The sequence below is a fragment of the Mesorhizobium captivum genome, assembly GCF_033977165.1.
Classification (GTDB): Bacteria; Pseudomonadota; Alphaproteobacteria; order Rhizobiales; family Rhizobiaceae; genus Mesorhizobium; species Mesorhizobium captivum.
Genome location: NZ_JAVIJB010000024.1, coordinates 18856 through 37432, shown reverse-complemented (window position 1 = coordinate 37432; position 18577 = coordinate 18856). Strand labels below are relative to the sequence as shown.

Here is an 18577-nt window from a genome sequence, read left to right as displayed (position 1 = left end):
CGAGGTAGGACTAGAATACGCTCGCCGCCCGGAGCTTCGACCTATGGAAGAGGCAGGACACAAGCATGGAGCGACGCCTCACCGCAATCCTTGCTGCCGACGTCGTCGGCTACAGCCGCCTCATGGGAGCCGACGAGGTTGGCACGCTCGCACAGCTGAAGAAGCTTCGCGCCGAAGTGATCGAGCCCAAGATCATAAAGTCGCACGGACGCATCGTCGGTTCCGCTGGCGACAGCCTTCTTATCGAATTCGCCAGCGCAGTCCACGCGGTGCAGTGTGCGGTCGAAGCCCAGGAGGGATTGGCCGCTCACAATGCGAGTTTGCCCGAAGACAAGCGCATGACTTTCCGCATGGGCGTGAATTTGGGCGACGTGATTGCAGAGGACGATACGATCTACGGTGATGGCGTGAACATCGCCGCGCGGCTCGAGAAGCTTGCAGAACCTGGCGGCGTCTGCGTCGCGAGCAACGTCTACGAGCAGGTCAAGAGCAAACTAGACTATGCCTACACCGACCTCGGCAGCCATCAGGTCCACAACATCGTGGAGGCGGTGCGCGCCTATCAGGTCAGTCGAGCAAAACCAACTTCGGTATTCTCAACAAGGGAGAGGCTGACGCTTCCCGAAAAACCGTCCATCGCGGTCTTGCCATTCGACAACATAAGTGGCGACCCCGAGCAGGGCTACTTCGCTGACGGCATGGTGGAGGAGATCATCACCGCGCTGTCCCGGACGCGCTGGCTGTTCGTCATCGCGCGCAACTCGAGCTTTACATACAAGGGCCGGGCAGTGGACATTAAGCAGGTCGGGCGCGAGCTTGGTGTGCGCTATGTGCTTGAAGGGAGCGTGCGCAAGGCGGCGAGCAGGGTGCGCATCACCGGGCAGCTCATCGACGCGGCAACGGGCGCACATCTATGGGCCGACCGTTTCGACGGCGGGCTGGAGGACGTTTTTGACCTGCAGGAGGAAGTGACCCGGAGCGTCGTCGGAGCGATCGGTCCGAAGCTGGAACAGGCAGAGATCGAGCGGGCCAAGCGCAAGCCGACTGAGCACCTTGACGCTTACGACTACTATCTGCGCGGGGTAGCAAGTCTTCATCAGTTGACCAGGGAATCCAACGCAAACGCCCTTCAGTTGTTTTACAAGGCCATCGAACTCGACCCTGAATTCGCCTCGGCATACGGCATGGCCGCGTTGTGTGCCGTCATGCGCAAGGCGAACGGCTGGATGGCCGATCGTGAGCAGGAAACCGTCGAGACAGAACGCCTGGCTCTGAAGGCAGTGGATTTGGGCAGGGATGACGCGGTTGCGCTCTCACTCGGCGGGGAAGCGCTCGCGTTTGTCGTGGGCAACTACAATAGCGGGGCAGCGTTCATTGATCGCGCGCTTGCGCTCAATCCGAACCTGGCTACTGCGTGGCTATTCAGCGGCTGGGTCAGAGCCGACCTCGGCGATACGGAAACCGCCCTCCAGCACCTGGCCACTGCGATACGCATGAGCCCAGTCGACCCGTTCATGTTCGATATGCTGAATGCGGTTGTAGTGGCTCATCTCTTAGCTGGTCGATTTGAGGAGGCATCATCTTGGGCGGAAAGGTCGTTGCGGGAAAAGCCGGACTTTTTGCCCTCGTTGCGCTTTGCGGCTGCAAGCTATGCTCACGCTGGCCGAACCGAGGATGCGCAAAAGGTGGTGAGCCGAATTCTCGCCCTCGATCCTAGCCAACGAATTTCCAATCTCGCCGACGTCGTTTCAATCAGGGGTGCGGCCGATATGGCTCTGCTTTCAGAAGGTTTGCGAAAGGCTGGGCTGCCCGAATAGCGCTGCCAGGCTCGCGCATCGATCCCGAGTTGGGAACGGACCGAGATCGCAAAGATCGCATCCGTGGGTGGCGTCGGCCCTCGCACGCTAACGATGGGCACAAATCGCCATAGGGCGCCGTACAAGCGATCCCGCGTCATGTCAGGGGGGGTCACTCATCCCAACTCGTCGCGTGGGCTAGCGATTGGGGCGCCTGTGGCAAAGCACCTGCTCGATCCCAAGCCCTGTCGGCGATCCGTAGGACATAGGCAATGGCATGTGGCAAAGCGACGAACCCTTAGCCAGAGTTCGTCTAGTGTGCTTCAGCAGGACAATGGCTGATCGTCCGGTTTTGGAGCCTGGCTGTGTGAAAGCGCGGTCCGCTCGCAGAGGATAGAACGCCCTTCTAAGTTTGTCCGCCGCCAGATGGGGGATGGCTGTTTTGCGCCAGGTCCAGCCATTCCGACATAGCGTAGCTTGACCGTGCGTTGCCCACTCATCCTGGTATTGCCGCGGTTCGTCTACCCAGTGTGGTGGGCGGGCAACGCGCTCGTCGCCCACAGAGGCCTTGCGGTGAAACAGGTCGAGATTGCAGTTCTCAAGAATCCGTGAGATTCTTCAAAAAGCCGCACGAAAATAGCGTGCGAAAAACAAGGCGCCCCGACATCTTCAGGGCGACGGAGCGTTTTGCGCGCTCGCTGCCGATCTTCCGAGTTGATCCCGACATTCCGGATCGCTTCAAAGAGCTGCTTAAGCAATTAGGCCGCGTAGACCGCGCGAAAACGCAGCCCTCGTTTAGTTATGCATAACCAGAAGTTCGTGATCAATCAACCGGTGCGAAGCGGCGATAGAAGCACATGTCTCGCCAAAGAAGTTTCGAACACATCTGACTCGCGGCGACGTCTGAAACAGCATCGGGACGACTGGTCTATTGACGGCGCAGTGCAGGAAAGTTCCTTGCGAAGCTGCGCGCCCCGGCCTGTCGAGCCGATCAATCCGCGGCGCGGGGTTTCTCAGCGGTCGATTGCCGTAATTGGCGTAAGCCTCGAACTGGCGAAACGCAATGTCGGGATCGACGCCGGACATGGACTCTTCCGGTTGCTTCGGAACCCTGGTCACACTGGCGGCGCATGGCATCGCGGTCCATGCTGGAGCAAGTTTCTCGACGCAGCCGACGAGCGCCATCCGCGTCGTGACGAGCATCCTGCGCGAGGAGCACGTCGAGCACGTTGCTACGTCTGTCGCGCTTGCGGTCAATATTTAGCGATGATCCGGTCGGCACCTTGTCGCTGATCTCTACCGCCGGGGTCTACTAGAATCGCCGTGCAGCCTTTTCGGCTTCGTCATTTCAGCTTCTCAAGCTGTGACAGGTAGATCGCCTATGGTCTCCGGGTTGTGGATCGGACCAATTCTGAGGCGCTCGGACTCATAATGCCCTTCGCAGCGTGCGCCAGACATGCACTGCATGGCCGCTTGCCCCAATCGTTGCGATCTGTGGCGGGAATTCATCTCAATGACCGCTTTTGAGATCGTTTGCCAACCGACGCGCTGGAGCATCTCCGCATAAACGGGGCCGCAAGCAAACTCGCCGATACATCGCAGCCGATACGATCCGGATGGAGCTGAAGTGTCCGTATTGTCGCTCAGCCCTTCCGCGGCTTCGCGTCCAAGCCCTACGACCGAGCACCACTGGATCCGAGGCGAGGGTGGCAACCGGCGAGTTGATCGGCCATGCCAAGAGGCGCATTGACCAAGCTGAACTCACTTCTGCTTCGGATTTGGTCGCCAGTCGCCCTGGCAGCCAGAGGCTGTGCGGAAGAATGACGAACCAGCCTCCCGCTTGATTAGATCCGCCGCCTTCTCAGCAAGGCAATAGGTCGCCGCGACGGTGTTGGCCGAAACGATGGCCGGCATGATCGAGGCGTCGATCACCCTTAGCCCGCCGACCCCGTGAACGCGCAGCGTTCGCGGATCGACCACCGCTTCCGCCCCCAGACCCATCGCGCAGGTGCCGACCGGGTGGAACAGCGTGCCGACGCGTTCCCGGATGAAGGCGTCGATGGCGCCGTCGCTCTCCACGTCGGGGCCGGGATCGACCTCCGCGTCGAGATGTGGCGCGAAGGGTTGCTGTGCCATGATCTTTCGAGCCAGCCGCAGGCCGGCGCGCATCACGTCCATGCCGCTTTCACCGCGAAAGAAATTGTAGAGGATCGACGGCTGGTCCGCTGGATCGGCGCTTTTCAGCGTGACGCGGCCGATGCTGCCCGGCCTGAGCTGACAGACATGCATCAGGAACCCGTGCCCGGTGAAGCCCGAGGCGGACTGTGTGTTGGCCCGGCCCGTGCAAAAGAAAAGCTGGATGTCAGGTCGCTCGCTGTTCGGATCGGTCGACAGAAAGCCTCCACCGTCGGCGGTTGTCGAGGCGAGAAGCCCGCGCTTGCGCAACAGCCAGTCGAGCACATGGAGGATGTTTCGCGGCAACGCTTTCCACGAGATGCCGTATGGTGTGATGGATTTGGCGCGGTATTCCAGCGTGATGTCCAGATGGTCCTGCAAATTTTCGCCGACGCCAGGTAGGTCCTGCACGAGCGGAATACCGTGCCTGGCGAGTTCGCGCGCCTTTCCGATGCCCGACAGCATCAAAAGCTGGGGCGAAGCGAAAGTGCCGGCCGAGAGGATGATCTCCCGTGCGGCGATTACACCGGTCTCGGCGCCGCGTTTCCACTCGACCCCGGTAGCCCTCCTTCCGTCGAACACCACTTTGGTAACTTTCGTGTTGCCTATTATCGTGAGATTCGGCCGGTGCCGCACCGGATCGATATATGCGCTCTCGGCGGTGACGCGCTCCCCGTTCTTCTGGGTGAAAGTGTAGAGCCCTATACCGTTCTGCCGTGGTCCGTTGAAGTCGGGATTGAGCTCGTAGCCGGCGAGTTGCGCTGCTTCGATATAGGCGTAGGCGAGCTTGTTGACGCTGCGCATCGGCGCGATATTGACCGGACCGTCCGTGCCATGCAGAGCCGGATCGACTTGCTCGGCCAGTGGCCGTGTCCCCAGTCTAACATGCCGGCTGGATCGGGGGGCAGCGAGCGGTTCGAAGCGCTCGAGCTTGCGGAAATAGGGCAGCAGATCGTCAAAGCCCCAGCCCGGATTGCCGCGATCCCTCCAGCCGTCGAAATCCTCGCGCTGACCTCGGATGAAGACTTGTCCGTTGATGTTGGTGCACCCCCCGGTGCCCTTGCCGCGCGGCAACATCATCGACCGGCCTTGGAGCCCGGGTTCCGGTTCGCTCGTGAGCCACGTCATGAATTTCGGGCCGCCCAGAAACGCCAGCGCCGGCGCCATAAAGGTGACCATGGCGAGCGGAATTCGTACGATTGCCTTGCGGGCATTGTGATCCGGCCCGGCTTCAATCAGCGCGACGCGGACTGCGGGATCTTCCGTCAGCCGGTTGGCAAGCACGCAGCCTGCCGGCCCGGCGCCGACAATGACGTAGTCGAACGGATCCATCACCTAAATGTCCTGGTTCTGCGGCAAGATCACCAGGTCGCGGATCGTGACGTTGGCCGGCCGGGTCAACATGTAAACGACTGCATCGGCGACGTCCTCCGATCTTAGCCCTTCGCGGCTCTCCACCTTGGCGTCGATCGCGGCCGCGTCGGTGTAGCCCCACAATTCGTTGAGGACGACGCCGGGCGCGACCGCGCCGACGCGAACATTGTGCGCTGCCACCTGACGGCGCAGCCCATGAACGAAGGATTGGATCGCGTGCTTGGAGGCCGAGTAGACCGGCTCCCATTGAATGGCCTGATGGCCGGAGACCGATGACGTGATGACGATGTGGCCGGCCTTGCGCTCGATCATCTGCGGGAGTACCGCGCGCACCAAGCGGAATACGCTGTTGACATTGATCGTAAGCAATTCGTCCCAGGCATCGGGATCGCCGTCAGCGACGTCACCGGCAATGTAGAGTCCGGCGTTCGGCAGCAGAATGTCGATCCGTCCGAACCGGCTGCCGACTTCGGAGACGACCCGTTCGACTTCACCTGGCTTCGTCAGATCCGCGGCAATTGCAGCAGCGCCGTTGCCGATCCGGTCGGCGATCGCGCCGAGACGCTCGGCGGACCGACCGACCAGGGCAAGTCTCGTCCCCTGCGCCGCCAGGGCCATCGCCATGGCGCGCCCGATGCCGGAACTGGCCCCAGTCACCAACACCACCTTGTCGGAAAGGTCCTGCTGCATTTTCATTTCCTCCTATGTCACCATCCCGCAGCCACTCCACACCTTTTGACTTGAAGCCGGTGGGATTTGCTGACCAGACCGGCGTCACATCCAGATGACTGCGGCAATTCGGGAGCGTTCAGAAATGACCGGCCAGCAAATACTGGCGAGAGAGATAGAGCCTTTATTTGACGCTGAAACCGCCATCGGCCATCAGCACCGCACCGTTGATGACTGCTGCTTCGTCTGATGCGAGATAGCGTGCGGCCGCTGCGATTTCGGAAGGCTTGGCGAAGCGTCCGATGGGAATATCCTTTTTGGCCTTTTCTCCCTTTTCTCCCGACCAGCCGATAAGCGCCATCGGCGTTTCGACCACCGTTGGAGCAATCGCGTTGGCGGTGATGCCAAATCTGGCCCACTCGATCGCCATCACCTTCGTCAAATTGATCAGGCCTGCCTTGCTGGCGCCATAGGCCGCATGCTCATCGAGGGCGATGACGCCGGCCTGGGAGGAGATATTGATGACGCGTCCGCGGCCTGAGGCCTTAAGATAGGGCAGGGCAGCGGCGGCCATAAGCCAGGGGCCGCGCAGGTTGATCCGCATCGTCTTGTCCCAGGCCTCGAAATTTGGTTCCCCGACAGGGAAAACAATGCCGAACCCGGCATTGTTGATCAGTATATCGATGCCCATCGTCACGCCGATGTGCTCGACGACGGAAGCGATGGCGCCGGGGTCTTCAAGATCGAGCACGAAGCTCCTATGACAAGCACCAAGGCGCGATGCCAGCTCCGAGGAATCGTTGAGATCAAGAAGGGCCAACTGCGCACCGGTCGCAGCAAAACCTTCCGCCATGGCTTTGCCGATCCCGCCGGCAGCGCCGGTGATTAGTACTGTTCGACCTGCCAAATCGTTCATCGGGACGCTCGCTCCTACACAATGAGGGAAGGCTTTTGGCTGCTCGGTTTCGGTTCAGATGTCGAAATTGGTCGGCAGGACGATCATGTCACGGATCGTCACATTGCGCGCCCGGGTCAGCATGAAGATCACTGCATCGGCGACCTCTTTCGGTTCGATCAGACTGCCGTTTTCCTTCGCCTTGCGAAGATTTTCTTCCGGCCAATCGGCAAGAAGGGCGGAGATGACCGGGCCCGGCGAAACCTGTCCGACGCGGATCCCGTGCTTGTTCAACTGGCGGCGCATCGTCTGCACGAAGCATGTCATTGCCCATTTGGATGCCGAATAGACCGGCTCCCACGGCACGGGGAAATGACCCGCAACCGAACTGGTTACGATGATGTCGCCGGTGCCGCGTTCGATCATATGTGGAATGACGGTGCGGACGTTTTTCATCACCGCGTTCACGTTGAGGTTCAGCATCCGGTCAATCGCATCGAGATCCGTCTCGGTCAGGTCGCCGCCGATATAGGAACCGGCGTTGGCATGGAGGATGTCGAGATGCCCCGCCTTCTCGATGATCCGATCCAGGATCGTTGCGCAGCTTGCCGGATCGAGCAGGTCGACCTCCAGCGGGATCACCTTGTTGCCCAATCTCTCGCAGAGGGTTTCCATAGCCTTTTGGTCGCGATCGACCATGACCACGGTTGCGCCTTCGCCAAGCATGGCTTCCACGCTCGCCAATCCGATCCCTGAGGCTCCTCCGGTTACTGCTGCAATCTTGCCTTCGAGTTTCCCAACCATGATATCGATCCTATGTTGAGGCACGCCTCGGCGTGCGGTTTGTTCGTTTAGTGGGTGGTGTAGCCGCCATCAGCCGTGAGAACACTGCCGGTGACGTAGCTTGCGGCGTCCGAACATAAAAACAGCGCGCAGGTGGCCATTTCCTCGGGCTGACCGAAGCGGCCCATGGGCGTGTTCTCTGTCCAAATCCGGTTCCAGTCCTCGTTTGCGATCCCGCCCTGCGTCATGTCGCTGACGACATATCCAGGAGCGAGTGCATTCACCCGGATGCCGCGGGAAGCATATTCGAAGGCCATGACGCGGGTCATCTGATGCACCGCCGCCTTCGATGCATTGTAGGCCACCTGCAACTGCGGCTTGTTGGCCACTTCACCCGAGATCGAGCCGATGTTGAGGATCGCTCCGGCTCCCTTCTCCAGCATTGGCATCACAGCCGAACGCGCGATGCGGAAGGGAGCGATGAAATTGGTGTCTGTGATCGCGGCGAGGCGGTCGTCGCCGAATTCGTGAAAGTTGCCGTGGTCGGCGATGCCAGCATTGTTCACCAGAATATCGAGTGCACCGAGCCGATCGAGCGTCGCCTGCACGATCCGTGCCGGTGTTGCCGGGTCGGTCACATCGCCCTGCACCCAGCCGTAGCTTTCACTCTTGCACAGGTCTTCGGCAGCATCGGTGAGCGTTCGGCCGGTCATCATCACCTTCGCCCCAGCCTCTCCAAAGAGTTTGGCGATGGCCAGGCCGATGCCACGGTTGCCGCCGGTGACCAGAGCGACTTTGCCGTCCAGCCGGAATTGTTCAAGTGCCATGATGCTCTCCAGTCTTTCGCTCATCCATTGCAGGCGGCGTGATAGGCTTGCAGGCTTTGCGTCACGCGCCAGATCAAAAAGGTCTCGGGCTCGAGCGGCGCATCTGCGAAGTCTGTGGCGGCGGGCAGGTATTGCCACATCAGGGGAAGCGGGATGTTCCGCCCCGTGAGCGCTGCGATCAGACGGGCGACCGCCTTTTCGGCGGCCTCGGTTGCCCAGTAATAGCGGATACGATCGGACAGCGAATAATGCCGCAGCACGGCTTGGGTCGCTGCATCTCCGTAATAATGCCGGTTCCAGTTTCCAGGATCGGCCAGCATCAGCCGTTCCATTTCCCGCTTGAGCGGCCGCTCGCCATAACCCGGCACCAGATCGGACGCGATCAGGTCCAGCGCGTAAAGCGCCTCGCGCAGGACGAAGGTCAGTTCCGGGCCGACCTTGAGAATGGCAAAGCCGTCTTCGACCAGTCCGGCCAGAGGCTTGGCGCCCTGGTAGTCGGTGGAATGTGCCTCGAAGACGAGCCCCGGCTCGCCATCCAGCACCCGCACCAGCGACTGAGCCTTCTTTCGGTCATAGAAAATGACGTTGCGGTTGCCGAATTCCACGCCGGGCTGCACCACGATGCCAATGACACGGTTAAAGGCATCCGCAAGCCCGGCTTGCGCGAAGGCCTCCCGATGCACGGCAAGGGTCTGGCGTACGGCTTCGGGCGCGGTGGGTATGATGGTATCGAGCGCATGGTCGGCGCCGCCCGGGGGCGGCACTTCAGTACCGATGATGTAGCAGGGCATGTCCCCGCCGACCTCCTTCGCGGTTTTCTCGGCCACGGCAGCCAGTCGAACGGCGCGCGCGGCAGTCACGGCGTCGTCGAGCGCCACCGGCTCGTCCTTGCACCCCATCGAGGCGTCTAAATGAATCTTGCGGAAACCCGCCGCGACATAGGCTGCAACCATTTTTCCTGCCTCGGCCATGGCGGCTTCCGCATCCCGGTCGCGCCAGGGGTTCGGACCCAGGTGATCGCCGCCCAGCACGATCTGCTCGACCGGGCAGCCCTCCTCAGCGGCAATACGGCACACCAGAGCGACAAAATCGGCAGGCTTCATGCCCGTATAGCCGCCCAGATGATTGACTTGGTTGCACGTCGCCTCGATGAGCACCGTCGCCCCGCACTGCAGCCCATGCCGGAGCGCGGCGCGCAGGATAATCGGATGCGCGGAGCAGACCGAACTAATGCCGCGCGGCGTTCCGGACGCCCGGTAAGCGGCCAGTTGTTCAAGTTTCACCTGCATTACGTCAGTCTCTTCGTCGTTCTGATGAAATCGTCCAGCTCCGCCCGCGTGCCAGCACCTTCCATTGGGCCGCGCACCGTCACATTGCGTGCGCCGGCGGCACAGCCGTAGAGCAAGGCCTGCTCGACGGGCATGCCGAGTCGGCGGCAGGCGATATAGGCGCCACCGAAGCAATCGCCGGCCCCGGTCGGATCAATCTCTTTGACATCAAAGGCGGCGGCGTCTACGCGCGTTCCATCCCGCAGGAAGCAGCTTGCTCCCTCGCGTCCGCGCTTGAGAACGATCTCGCCGACGCCAAGCTCGAAAAGCCGGGCGATACTGGCAGCCTCTCCCTCGACGCCCGCAGCACGCTCGAGCTCGTCGCCCGAGGGCAGCAAAAGGTTGGACATCGCAACCAACTGGGCGAAGCGCGCTTCGGTCTGGTCGTCGTATTTCAACTCCTTGCGCAGGTTGGGATCCAGCGACAGCGTGCCGCCTCGAGCCTTAATCACCTGCGCGGCCTTCTCAATGACTGTCCAGGCGCTCGGCATGGATAAGGCCGACCCCATGACGTGCAGGTGGCCCGAACGGGTTACCAGCGCCTCCACCTTCTCCGTCCAGCTGAAACGGGCGGCCGCAGAGGTGCCAATGTTATAGACGAAGTCGCGCGAGCCATCGGTGCGGTATCGTACGAACGCACTGCCAGTCGGGTAATCCGGCGAAACAGCAATAGCGGAAACGTCGACCCCGTCCCTCTTTAGACGTTCGATGTTGACGAAGCCGAAATCATCGCTGCCGACGGCCCCGATCAAAGCCGCGCTGCCACCGATGCGTCCGCACTGATCGACGAAGATCGCAGGCGCGCCGCTAGGGAAGGGGCCCAAGAGCTCGACAGGCTCCCTGAACCCGACGCCGATTTTCGTAGCGACGATCTCTACCAGTATTTCTCCGACCGTTACCGTCGGCCCTAGTGAATCCGTTGCCAGTGATTTGGAGGGTTCATCCATCAGCCATCAAAATCCCGTATGTGTTGCTGATTCACATTTTCAGGCGGCGGAATTGCCTGGATCGGAAACCGCGTCCCTATTCAGCAGCTGGTTGTCGAGCGACACGAAGCGCTGGTGCATCATGCAAGCAGCTCCGAAGGCGGATCCGTAGGCGGCGTTCTCGTCGAAAATGATCTCGGGGATGGGAAAGGTCGCAGCCTGAAGATCGCGGATGTGGGCGTCCACGCGAGCGGCAACCAGCGGGTAGAGTTCCGCAACAGACCCGCCGAGAACAATGCGGTTCGGGTCGATCAGTCTCGAGATCTGGACAACGGCAAAAGCCAACAGGCTGGACCACTCTTCGGCAAACTGCACGGCCTCGGGAACACGGTCTCGGACATCGCTAAGGAACGCGTCCAAGTCGGCGTCCGGATCGAATTGGCGATAGGAAGAAAGGATTCGGTCACGGCCGAAAGCCTGCTCCAGATTTCTGTATTCCGAGTTTCGTGTCTTCAGGTGCCCCACCTCACCTGCCAAGCCGTTGCCGCCGCGAAACAGTTTGCCGTCGATCACGATTCCGCCGCCAACACCGGTTTCGATGACCATGAAAAAGGTCACGCCGTTCGCCGCTTCGTGCTGACTATAGGTGGTGCCGATGCCAAATGCGTTGGCGTCGTTCTCCGCTGAGACGGGGACTTCGGCCGGGAGAAAGGTGCGAGTAAGGGCCGGGAGATCAAGGTTGCGCCATCCGAGGATCGGTGCGACATGGATGAAGCCATTCCGGTCCATCTGCCCCGGCACGGTAATGCCCAGGCCTTGGCATCTCGTCAGGTCGTCCTTCCCGATCTCGGAAAATGCCTGGTCGATGGCGGTGCGAACCGCTTCTTCCGGGCCGCTGTTGCGGCCTTCGAAACATCTCGTGCTGCTGCGGACAATCTTACCGGCAAGATCGATCTCGACGCACGTTATGTGCTCGACGCCAATTTCGATGCCGACAAAGAAGACAGCGTCGGGCACGAGCTCGACAAGTATTCCCGGCCGTCCGGCTCTGGGCTGGGCGGCCGAATTTGCGGCCTCGTTCTCAGGCACTTCGCGAACGAGCCCTGCCTCGACCAATTCCAAAACGATATTGCCGGCGGACGAGCGGTTGACCCCCATATGCCTGGCTAGTTCTGCCCGGCTTAACGGACCGAAGCGGTGGAGCGCGTTCAATGTCGCTACCGCGTTACTCTGACGGATCCTGCGTGGCGAGCTGCTGGGAAAGGTCACGCGAGTCATGGCGGGCTCCTGCAAATTCGTTCCCCGGCTATACTTCGCCCGAGCGCCGTTTTCCTCCTGGCGACGCGGAATCTCGGAACTTTTCATTTCGATGAGCTTTTTTGTATGAGCGGCAAGCAGGTCATTGTCGTTCCTTATGTAGCCTCAACTGTCCCGCACATGCGAAGTACAGCCAAATTCCTGCGAGGGGTCATCGAACATTTCATCACATGGAATTGCCTGCGGCTTACTCATCGAACATTCCATGGGGAGGCTGCCATTGACGTCCCAGACGGCGGCGCGCGGCTTGTCGTTGTCGCCTACGAGCTTATGCAGGACGAGGTCGATTGCGCCCTGTGCCTGGCCGTGGGCATCCTGCAGGCTGGACATCACCTGCTCACCGCGCTTTACGGCTTCAAGCGCACCCAACATCTCCCCGGCTTCGACATCGTTGGAGTTGATGTAGGCGTCGTGGAGGGCAGTGTTTGAGACCATCGTATTGGAGCCGGACACGGGAATGCCGGCTGCCTTTGCGCGCTCGATCGGCTCGTTGCCGGCATCGATGTCGAGCGGGGTAAAGGTGATCGCGTCGTATCCATCAGTGATCGCGGTGTCGAACAAGTTGGACCGCGTCAGCAAATCTTGGCGACCGCTGGCGTCGCTTTCATCAGCAATGCCCAAGGCCTGCCTCATCTTCCCGTCCTCCTCGGGCATCAGATGGTGCGGGCCAAGATGAGCCCGCGGCTTTCCGGTCCTTTCATGCAGCCTCGTTGATCTCGGCCCGGCGCACGGCCTCCGACCAATGGCTTTCGATGAAGGCTCTGGCATGCGCGGCGAGCGGATTGTTGTCGTCCCATGTGTCGCGCCAAATGCCGCAGGCGCGCGACAAAGCCTCATCGACGATGGCGCTGGAGAAGCTTTCGAAGACGACGTCGCGATTGTGGAAACCGATATCGACCAAGGCTGAAAAGATGCTCGGAAAGTCGATCGTTCCGGTCCCGAGATAGCCACGGTAGTTTTCGTTGAAGTGAAAATAGCCCAGCTTGTCTCCCGCCATACGGATGGCGTGAGCCGGACTGGCTTCCTCGACGTTCATGTGGAAAGTGTCGAGATGCAGAAGGACGTCATCGCGACCGGTATCCTTGATAAACTTCATGCCTTGGGCGGTCGTATTCAACAGGTTGGATTCGAAGCGGTTCACCACCTCAAGGACGATCTCCACACCGCAATCCTTGGCAACCTCGGCGGTCGCGGCGACAGTCTCGGCGCTGTTCATCCAGCCGATGCGTGTTGGCATCCGCTCATACTTGCCGTGCATCGAATAAAGGATGCCGCCCAGCCGGATGCCGCCGATGTCGCGGACAGCCTTGACCGCGTCGGACAAGAGCGCTCTGCCTTTGGCGACCACGGCCTTGTCCTCGCTCGACACGTCCGCATCCGCGCTCAGGCCCATCGTGACCACAATCTCGATATCCAGGTCCTTGGCCTTTTTTGCCAGGCGATCGAGATCGAATTTCTCGGGGCGCAGATAGGCAAACTCGATCAGGCGGTAGCCATGCTCGGCCGATTTCTCCATAGCCATTTCCAACCCCTCTTGGGACTGGCCGTTTGTCCAGACAAACGAATGGATACCAAGACGCCGCATTCGCATTCCCTCCCAGCAATTTTGCATGCTAAACATACAAACGTCGCCCTTCAATGCTCCAATTTTGACGTCGGCGCAAGGGCCTCTCTCCGTCGCCAACGGCAGTCAACAAATTCAGATCAAAAATTATTCAGCTTAATCAATGCAATAGCTGATGTCGTTGAGCGATTGAGAAATTCCGCCTTCGCAGCCGCAAAAAGATAATATGCATCTTTACGCAACAAAACCTTGCAAGGTACCGCCTTTTGCCGTATCAGGGCAGGACGGCAAGGAGCCGTTCGTTTTAATAGGGAGGAGCAGATGAACGTTCGAATGAAACTCGGCGTGGCTGCCATTGCGGTCGGGCTGATGTCCGGAACTGCGCTTGCGGACAGCAATGACGACTTCTGGGCAAAGGCCGCCGAATCCTACAAGGGCGTCGTCCTGCATGGCGTGACGGAAAGCACGCCTCCGTCCAACTACATCAAGGATGTTCTGGCGCCCGAGTTCGAGAAGAAGACGGGCATCAAGGTCGAGATCGAGACCACCTCGTGGGACCAGATGTACGACAAGGCCATCAAGGACATGGAAGCCGGTACGGGCATCTACGACATGGTCTATATCGAGCAGGACATCATTTATTCGTACCTGGCGCGGAACTTCCTGGTCGACATAACCAAGGAGCTGAAGGACAACCCGTCGCTGAAAGCGCCGACCTACGACGACGCGAATTTCACCACCTTCGCAGACTACTTCAAGCAGAAAGATGATCTTTACGGGGTGCCCATGGAGGCGTTCATCAAGATCTATCTCTACCGCAAGGACCTGTTCGACGATCCCGAGATCAAGGCGGCGTTCAAGAAACAGACGGGCCACGACCTGGCGCCAGCGACGACCCACGAGCAATACACCGAGATCGCTGACTTCTTCACCAAGTGGGGTAAGGATCATGACATGCAGCTCTGGGGCTCGACCGCCCAGGCGCATACGGGACACCCGGCCTCGTGGTACGAATACTTCGAGTCGGTGGCGCCGACGTTCGGGGTCTACAACTGGGGCATCAACGCTGCCGACAACTACGGCGCCACGGTCGAGCATGGCGGCCAGATGAACTCGGACAAGGCAAAGGCTGCTTTGAAGTGGTGGCTGCATTTGCGCGATGTCGCTCCGCCGGAATCGGTGCAGTCGACCTGGAGCGAGGTTGCAACGACCTTCGCCGCCGGGCGCGCTGCACAGGGGTTGGTGTACGGCGAGAATGCCGCCTGGATCCAGGCCGACGAGTCCAAGTCCAAAGTCGTCGGCAAGGTCGGCTTCGCGCTGCCGCCGCTGTCGCCCGGCGTCAAGGAAGGTGCCGAATCCCACAAGGGCTATATCGGCTACTACGACGGCGGCGCCTTCGGCATCCCGGTCAGCTCGAAGAACAAGGAAGCATCAGCATTGTTCCTTGAATACATCGGCCAGGACTCCGTGCAACCCGGCTGGGCGATTGCGGCGCCGCGGATCACCAACAAGGCGACCTACGACGACCCACAGGTCAAGGACATGGACAAGAAACTGGGCGGCTACTACACGATGCTGAAGGACGACGGGCATCTGTTCGCCGGCGCCCCGCCCTATCCGTTCCACGCGCAGGTGCGTGAGGCCACCGCGCCGATCTTCTACAAGATCCTCACTGGCGAGCTTGGCGCCGACGAGGGGCTCGATCAAATGGCGGCCAAGGCGGAAGAAGAGCTGACAACTCTGGGCTACCGCAAGTAGTCTTCGCCTCCCTGAAGACTGCCGCCGGGGGGTCGTCACCTGAGTTGGTGGCGGCCCCACCCTCATACGCCCTATGATACGGGCCGGGAGTTTCACATTGCTACCGGGGAGGATGACCGATGCAATCCAAGACACTGGGCTGGATACTGCTGGCCCCGACGATGATCATACTGTTCTTCTTCGGCGTACTGCCCTTCATTTACGTGGTGTGGGTATCATTCCACCAGTGGAACCCGTTCGCTGCTGACCCAAGCATGATCTTCAACGGCGCGGACAACTACCGTCACGTTGTGTTCGATCCGGCCTTCCTCGCCTCGCTCGGCGTGACCGTCCTCTTTGTATTCTTTGCCGTGCTCACCGAAGTGATCCTCGGCTACGTTTTGGCGCAGGCGTTCATGAAGGACTTCCCCGGCAAGGCGATATTCCGCACTATCCACACGCTGCCGCTAATTATGGCGCCGATCATCGTCGGCTCGGTCTGGAAGCTTATGACGACGCCCTCGATCGGGATCATTCCGCATTTCCTCAAGGCTTGGATCGGCTTTGACCTGAACATCGGCCAGAGCGCTCTGGCGGCTTTCGTCGTCACCGTCGTCATGGACGTCTGGCACTGGACGCCCCTGGTCACGCTAACTCTGATCGCCGCGCTGGTCTCACTTCCAGCCGACCCGTTCGAGCAGGCGCAGATCGACGGTGCGGGCAAGCGCCAGATCTTCTGGCACATCACTTTGCCAATGATCGCGCCGGCGCTGATCGCCACAGTCTTCATCCGACTGATGGATGCGCTGCGCATCGTCGACGAGGTCCTGATGCTGACCGGGGGCGGCCCCGGATCGGCCACCCGCTATGTTGGCGTGCATATCTTCAGGGAGGTCTTCCCGCGCACCAACTATGGTTATGGGTCGGCGATCTCCGTCGTCGTCCTCTACCTCACCATCGTGGTCTGCTGGCTGCTCTACACGGGCTTGCTTGCACCGCGGAACCCGAAGAAGGGGTGAAGCTTATGAAGAAGCGAAACCCTTGGATACGCACGCTGTTCTGGGTCTTGATCAGCTTTGTGACGCTGTTTCCGATCTACTGGCTGTTCGTGATCTCGGCGACGCCGGCGATGGAGCTGTTTTCGACACCCGATGTCATCCTGCGCCACATCTACTGGCAGAACTACATCGACGTCCTGAACAATCCGACGCTGCGCGGCTACATGCTGAACTCGCTTGTCATCTCGTCGGGCAATGCGCTTGTGTGCACCACGTTTGGCTTCTTCGCCTGCTACGCGCTGTCGCGCTTCAATATGAGCGGCAAGGAAAGCATCTTCTTTTGGACAATCACCAACCGGATGGCGCCGCCAGCCGTGTTCCTGCTGCCGCTGTTCCTGTTGATGACCCAAGTCTACAAGGTCGGCAGTTTCACGCTGCTGGACACGCGCATCGGCATGATCATGGTCTATTGCACCTTCAATCTGCCTTTTGCGATCTGGACATTGCGGCCGACGGTCGATGGCATTCCGCGCGAGCTTGACGAGGCGGCCTATGTCGATGGCGCAAGTCCTTGGAAGGTGATCACCGAGGTCGTGTTCCCGCTTTGCCGGCCGGGATTGGCCGTGACGCTCATTCTCACCTGGGTGTTTGCCTGGAACGAATATCTGCTTGCGGCGACGCTCACCAATTTCAACGCCCGCACGCTGACGACCGGGCTGTCCGAATATGTCACGACCACCGGCACGGCGTGGGGCATCATGGCAACGATTTCGGTTTTCACGCTGATCCCGGCCCTGATCGTTTTCAGCATCGTCCAACGTCACATCGTCGCCGGTCTCACGTTCGGCGCAGTTAAGGGCTGATGGCATGGCCAGCAAGATGGAAAGTATCGAAAAGCCGATCGATATCCTTGATGACGGGAATGCTCGACCGATCCTGCAAAAGAGAGGCTTTCTACCTATAGAAACGAACTGGTTCGACCGCCTTTTCATCTCCGTCGTCATTTGGGTCGCGCTGTCGCTTCTATGGTTCCGCCTGATGGAGCCCATGGGGCTATCGATCTGGATCTCTAACCTCATCGCGCTTGCTCTGGCAGCGTTCATCATAGCGAAAGGCTGAATCACATGAAGGCGCTTGTTCTCGAGAAAAAACTCGATCTCTCGCTCCGCGATTTCCCGATTGAGCGTCAAGAGGAAAAGCTCGGTCCGCGCGACGTGCGCATCAAACTGCATACGGTCGGCATCTGCGGTTCGGACGTCCATTACTATACCCATGGCAAAATCGGTCCCTTTGTCGTCAATGCGCCGATGATCCTCGGCCACGAAGCCTCTGGCACAATCATCGAGACGGGCTCCGAGGTGACTACGCTGAAAGAAGGCGACCGCGTCTGTATGGAGCCCGGGATACCGGATCCGTACTCAAAGGCGACACGACTTGGAATGTACAATGTGGACCCGGCCGTGCGCTTCTGGGCAACGCCACCTGTGCATGGAATTCTGCGCCCGACCTGCGTGCATCCCGAAGCGTTCACTTTCAAGCTGCCCGACAGCGTTTCTTTTGCCGAGGCGGCGATGGTCGAACCGCTCGCGGTCGGGGTCCATGCGGCGACGAAAGCTCGCATCAAGCCAGGCGACATAGCGATCGTGCTTGGCGCAGGCCCAATCGGGCTCGTCACCGCGCTGTCCGCGCTGGCAGGCGGTTGCGCGCGGGTCTATGTGAGCGATCTTGCCAAAAAGAAGCTCGACATCGCCGAGGGCCTGAGCCCCGCCATCACCGGAGTGCAAGCGGACAACGACGACATCGTTGAACGCGTGAAGCGTGATACCGATGGCTGGGGCGCGGACGTGCTGTTTGAGGCGACTGGCTCGCCCAAGGCCGCTGCCAGGGTCTTCGAACCGCTGGCGCCCGGCGGATGCGTTGTGATGATTGGCGGCCAGCCCGAGCCGATTGCCTACGATGCAGGCGCGGCGATGATCCGCGAGGCGCGCGTGGAAAACATATTTCGCTACGCGCATGTCTTCCCGCGCTGTGTGGCGATGTTGTCGTCGGGTGCGATCGACGTCCATCCGCTGATCACGCGCAAATTCGAATTCAAGGACAGTGTGCATGCCTTCGAGATCGCCGCCTCGGCACCCCCAGCGGACGTGAAAATGCAGATCGAACTGCCGCAATAACGAAAAGGGAGACT

Annotated in this window: 17 protein-coding genes; 7 read left to right on the top strand and 10 right to left on the bottom strand. The window is 60.2% G+C overall.

The features are described 5' to 3' along the window. Nucleotides 1-65: 65 nt before the first annotated feature. Both RFM40_RS20310 and RFM40_RS20305 read left to right on the top strand, forming a co-directional pair. Complete coding sequence (locus RFM40_RS20310) at nucleotides 66-1817, top strand: adenylate/guanylate cyclase domain-containing protein (protein ID WP_320227062.1); 1752 nt, start codon at nucleotides 66-68, stop codon at nucleotides 1815-1817. 1042 nt (nucleotides 1818-2859) lie between these two features. Beyond that, nucleotides 2860-3060 (top strand): hypothetical protein, encoded by a 201-nt coding sequence (locus RFM40_RS20305; protein ID WP_320227063.1) that lies wholly within the window; start codon nucleotides 2860-2862, stop codon nucleotides 3058-3060. Nucleotides 3061-3557: 497 nt separating this feature from the next. On the opposite strand, the gene RFM40_RS20300 is transcribed toward RFM40_RS20305, so the two are convergent. From RFM40_RS20300 to RFM40_RS20255, 10 genes are all read right to left on the bottom strand, one after another. Beyond that, on the bottom strand, nucleotides 3558-5303 hold the full coding sequence (locus tag RFM40_RS20300; protein WP_320227104.1) for a GMC family oxidoreductase: 1746 nt from the start codon (nucleotides 5301-5303) through the stop codon (nucleotides 3558-3560). Nucleotides 5304-5306: 3 nt separating this feature from the next. Beyond that, nucleotides 5307-6035 carry an SDR family oxidoreductase gene (locus tag RFM40_RS20295; RefSeq protein ID WP_320227064.1) on the bottom strand — a complete coding sequence of 243 codons (729 nt, stop codon included), beginning with the start codon at nucleotides 6033-6035 and terminating at the stop codon, nucleotides 5307-5309. 163 nt (nucleotides 6036-6198) lie between these two features. Further along, nucleotides 6199-6930: an SDR family oxidoreductase gene (locus tag RFM40_RS20290; RefSeq protein ID WP_320227065.1), complete on the bottom strand. Its 732-nt coding sequence runs from the start codon at nucleotides 6928-6930 to the stop codon at nucleotides 6199-6201. 54 nt (nucleotides 6931-6984) lie between these two features. After that, complete coding sequence (locus RFM40_RS20285; RefSeq protein ID WP_320227066.1) at nucleotides 6985-7713, bottom strand: SDR family oxidoreductase; 729 nt, start codon at nucleotides 7711-7713, stop codon at nucleotides 6985-6987. 47 nt (nucleotides 7714-7760) lie between these two features. Further along, nucleotides 7761-8519 carry an SDR family NAD(P)-dependent oxidoreductase gene (locus RFM40_RS20280; protein WP_320227067.1) on the bottom strand — a complete coding sequence of 253 codons (759 nt, stop codon included), beginning with the start codon at nucleotides 8517-8519 and terminating at the stop codon, nucleotides 7761-7763. Nucleotides 8520-8539: 20 nt separating this feature from the next. Next, nucleotides 8540-9808: a D-tagatose-bisphosphate aldolase, class II, non-catalytic subunit gene (locus RFM40_RS20275; RefSeq protein ID WP_320227068.1), complete on the bottom strand. Its 1269-nt coding sequence runs from the start codon at nucleotides 9806-9808 to the stop codon at nucleotides 8540-8542. Further along, nucleotides 9808-10794, bottom strand: a complete 987-nt coding sequence (locus tag RFM40_RS20270) for a tagatose kinase (protein WP_320227069.1) — start codon at nucleotides 10792-10794, stop codon at nucleotides 9808-9810. Before RFM40_RS20270 ends, RFM40_RS20275 begins: the two co-directional genes overlap by 1 nt. Nucleotides 10795-10833: 39 nt before the next feature. After that, nucleotides 10834-12051, bottom strand: a complete 1218-nt coding sequence (locus RFM40_RS20265) for an ROK family transcriptional regulator (RefSeq protein ID WP_320227070.1) — start codon at nucleotides 12049-12051, stop codon at nucleotides 10834-10836. Between the two features lie 144 nt (nucleotides 12052-12195). Continuing rightward, nucleotides 12196-12723, bottom strand: coding sequence for a substrate-binding domain-containing protein (locus RFM40_RS20260; RefSeq protein WP_320227071.1), 528 nt, complete (start codon nucleotides 12721-12723; stop codon nucleotides 12196-12198). A gap of 64 nt (nucleotides 12724-12787) precedes the next feature. Next, complete coding sequence (locus RFM40_RS20255; protein ID WP_320278105.1) at nucleotides 12788-13675, bottom strand: sugar phosphate isomerase/epimerase family protein; 888 nt, start codon at nucleotides 13673-13675, stop codon at nucleotides 12788-12790. Nucleotides 13676-14023: 348 nt separating this feature from the next. Here RFM40_RS20255 and RFM40_RS20250 point away from each other — a divergent pair, with 348 nt between their 5' ends. The 5 genes from RFM40_RS20250 (at nucleotide 14024) to RFM40_RS20230 (ending at nucleotide 18563) form a co-directional block, all read left to right on the top strand. Then, entirely contained in the window at nucleotides 14024-15412 is a 1389-nt protein-coding gene (locus RFM40_RS20250) for an extracellular solute-binding protein (protein ID WP_430691714.1), read from the top strand. Between the two features lie 119 nt (nucleotides 15413-15531). After that, nucleotides 15532-16410 carry a carbohydrate ABC transporter permease gene (locus RFM40_RS20245; RefSeq protein ID WP_320227074.1) on the top strand — a complete coding sequence of 293 codons (879 nt, stop codon included), beginning with the start codon at nucleotides 15532-15534 and terminating at the stop codon, nucleotides 16408-16410. A gap of 5 nt (nucleotides 16411-16415) precedes the next feature. Continuing rightward, nucleotides 16416-17252, top strand: coding sequence for a carbohydrate ABC transporter permease (locus RFM40_RS20240; protein ID WP_320227075.1), 837 nt, complete (start codon nucleotides 16416-16418; stop codon nucleotides 17250-17252). Nucleotides 17253-17268: 16 nt separating this feature from the next. Continuing rightward, complete coding sequence (locus tag RFM40_RS20235; protein ID WP_320227105.1) at nucleotides 17269-17508, top strand: DUF2160 family membrane protein; 240 nt, start codon at nucleotides 17269-17271, stop codon at nucleotides 17506-17508. A 5-nt stretch (nucleotides 17509-17513) separates the two neighbouring features. Then, nucleotides 17514-18563: an NAD(P)-dependent alcohol dehydrogenase gene (locus RFM40_RS20230; protein ID WP_320227076.1), complete on the top strand. Its 1050-nt coding sequence runs from the start codon at nucleotides 17514-17516 to the stop codon at nucleotides 18561-18563. Nucleotides 18564-18577: the final 14 nt, after the last annotated feature.

Excerpts from the sequence above, each read along its gene's own strand:
- RFM40_RS20310 (WP_320227062.1), top strand. The coding sequence starts at position 66 with ATGGAGCGACGCCTCACCGCAATCCTTGCTGCCGACGTCGTCGGCTAC.
- RFM40_RS20305 (WP_320227063.1), top strand. The coding sequence starts at position 2,860 with ATGTCGGGATCGACGCCGGACATGGACTCTTCCGGTTGCTTCGGAACC.
- RFM40_RS20300 (WP_320227104.1), bottom strand. The coding sequence starts at position 5,303 with ATGGATCCGTTCGACTACGTCATTGTCGGCGCCGGGCCGGCAGGCTGC.
- RFM40_RS20295 (WP_320227064.1), bottom strand. The coding sequence starts at position 6,035 with ATGCAGCAGGACCTTTCCGACAAGGTGGTGTTGGTGACTGGGGCCAGT.
- RFM40_RS20290 (WP_320227065.1), bottom strand. The coding sequence starts at position 6,930 with ATGAACGATTTGGCAGGTCGAACAGTACTAATCACCGGCGCTGCCGGC.
- RFM40_RS20285 (WP_320227066.1), bottom strand. The coding sequence starts at position 7,713 with ATGGTTGGGAAACTCGAAGGCAAGATTGCAGCAGTAACCGGAGGAGCC.
- RFM40_RS20280 (WP_320227067.1), bottom strand. The coding sequence starts at position 8,519 with ATGGCACTTGAACAATTCCGGCTGGACGGCAAAGTCGCTCTGGTCACC.
- RFM40_RS20275 (WP_320227068.1), bottom strand. The coding sequence starts at position 9,808 with ATGCAGGTGAAACTTGAACAACTGGCCGCTTACCGGGCGTCCGGAACG.
- RFM40_RS20270 (WP_320227069.1), bottom strand. The coding sequence starts at position 10,794 with ATGGATGAACCCTCCAAATCACTGGCAACGGATTCACTAGGGCCGACG.
- RFM40_RS20265 (WP_320227070.1), bottom strand. The coding sequence starts at position 12,051 with ATGACTCGCGTGACCTTTCCCAGCAGCTCGCCACGCAGGATCCGTCAG.
- RFM40_RS20260 (WP_320227071.1), bottom strand. The coding sequence starts at position 12,723 with ATGAGGCAGGCCTTGGGCATTGCTGATGAAAGCGACGCCAGCGGTCGC.
- RFM40_RS20255 (WP_320278105.1), bottom strand. The coding sequence starts at position 13,675 with ATGCGGCGTCTTGGTATCCATTCGTTTGTCTGGACAAACGGCCAGTCC.
- RFM40_RS20250 (WP_430691714.1), top strand. The coding sequence starts at position 14,024 with ATGTCCGGAACTGCGCTTGCGGACAGCAATGACGACTTCTGGGCAAAG.
- RFM40_RS20245 (WP_320227074.1), top strand. The coding sequence starts at position 15,532 with ATGCAATCCAAGACACTGGGCTGGATACTGCTGGCCCCGACGATGATC.
- RFM40_RS20240 (WP_320227075.1), top strand. The coding sequence starts at position 16,416 with ATGAAGAAGCGAAACCCTTGGATACGCACGCTGTTCTGGGTCTTGATC.
- RFM40_RS20235 (WP_320227105.1), top strand. The coding sequence starts at position 17,269 with ATGGAAAGTATCGAAAAGCCGATCGATATCCTTGATGACGGGAATGCT.
- RFM40_RS20230 (WP_320227076.1), top strand. The coding sequence starts at position 17,514 with ATGAAGGCGCTTGTTCTCGAGAAAAAACTCGATCTCTCGCTCCGCGAT.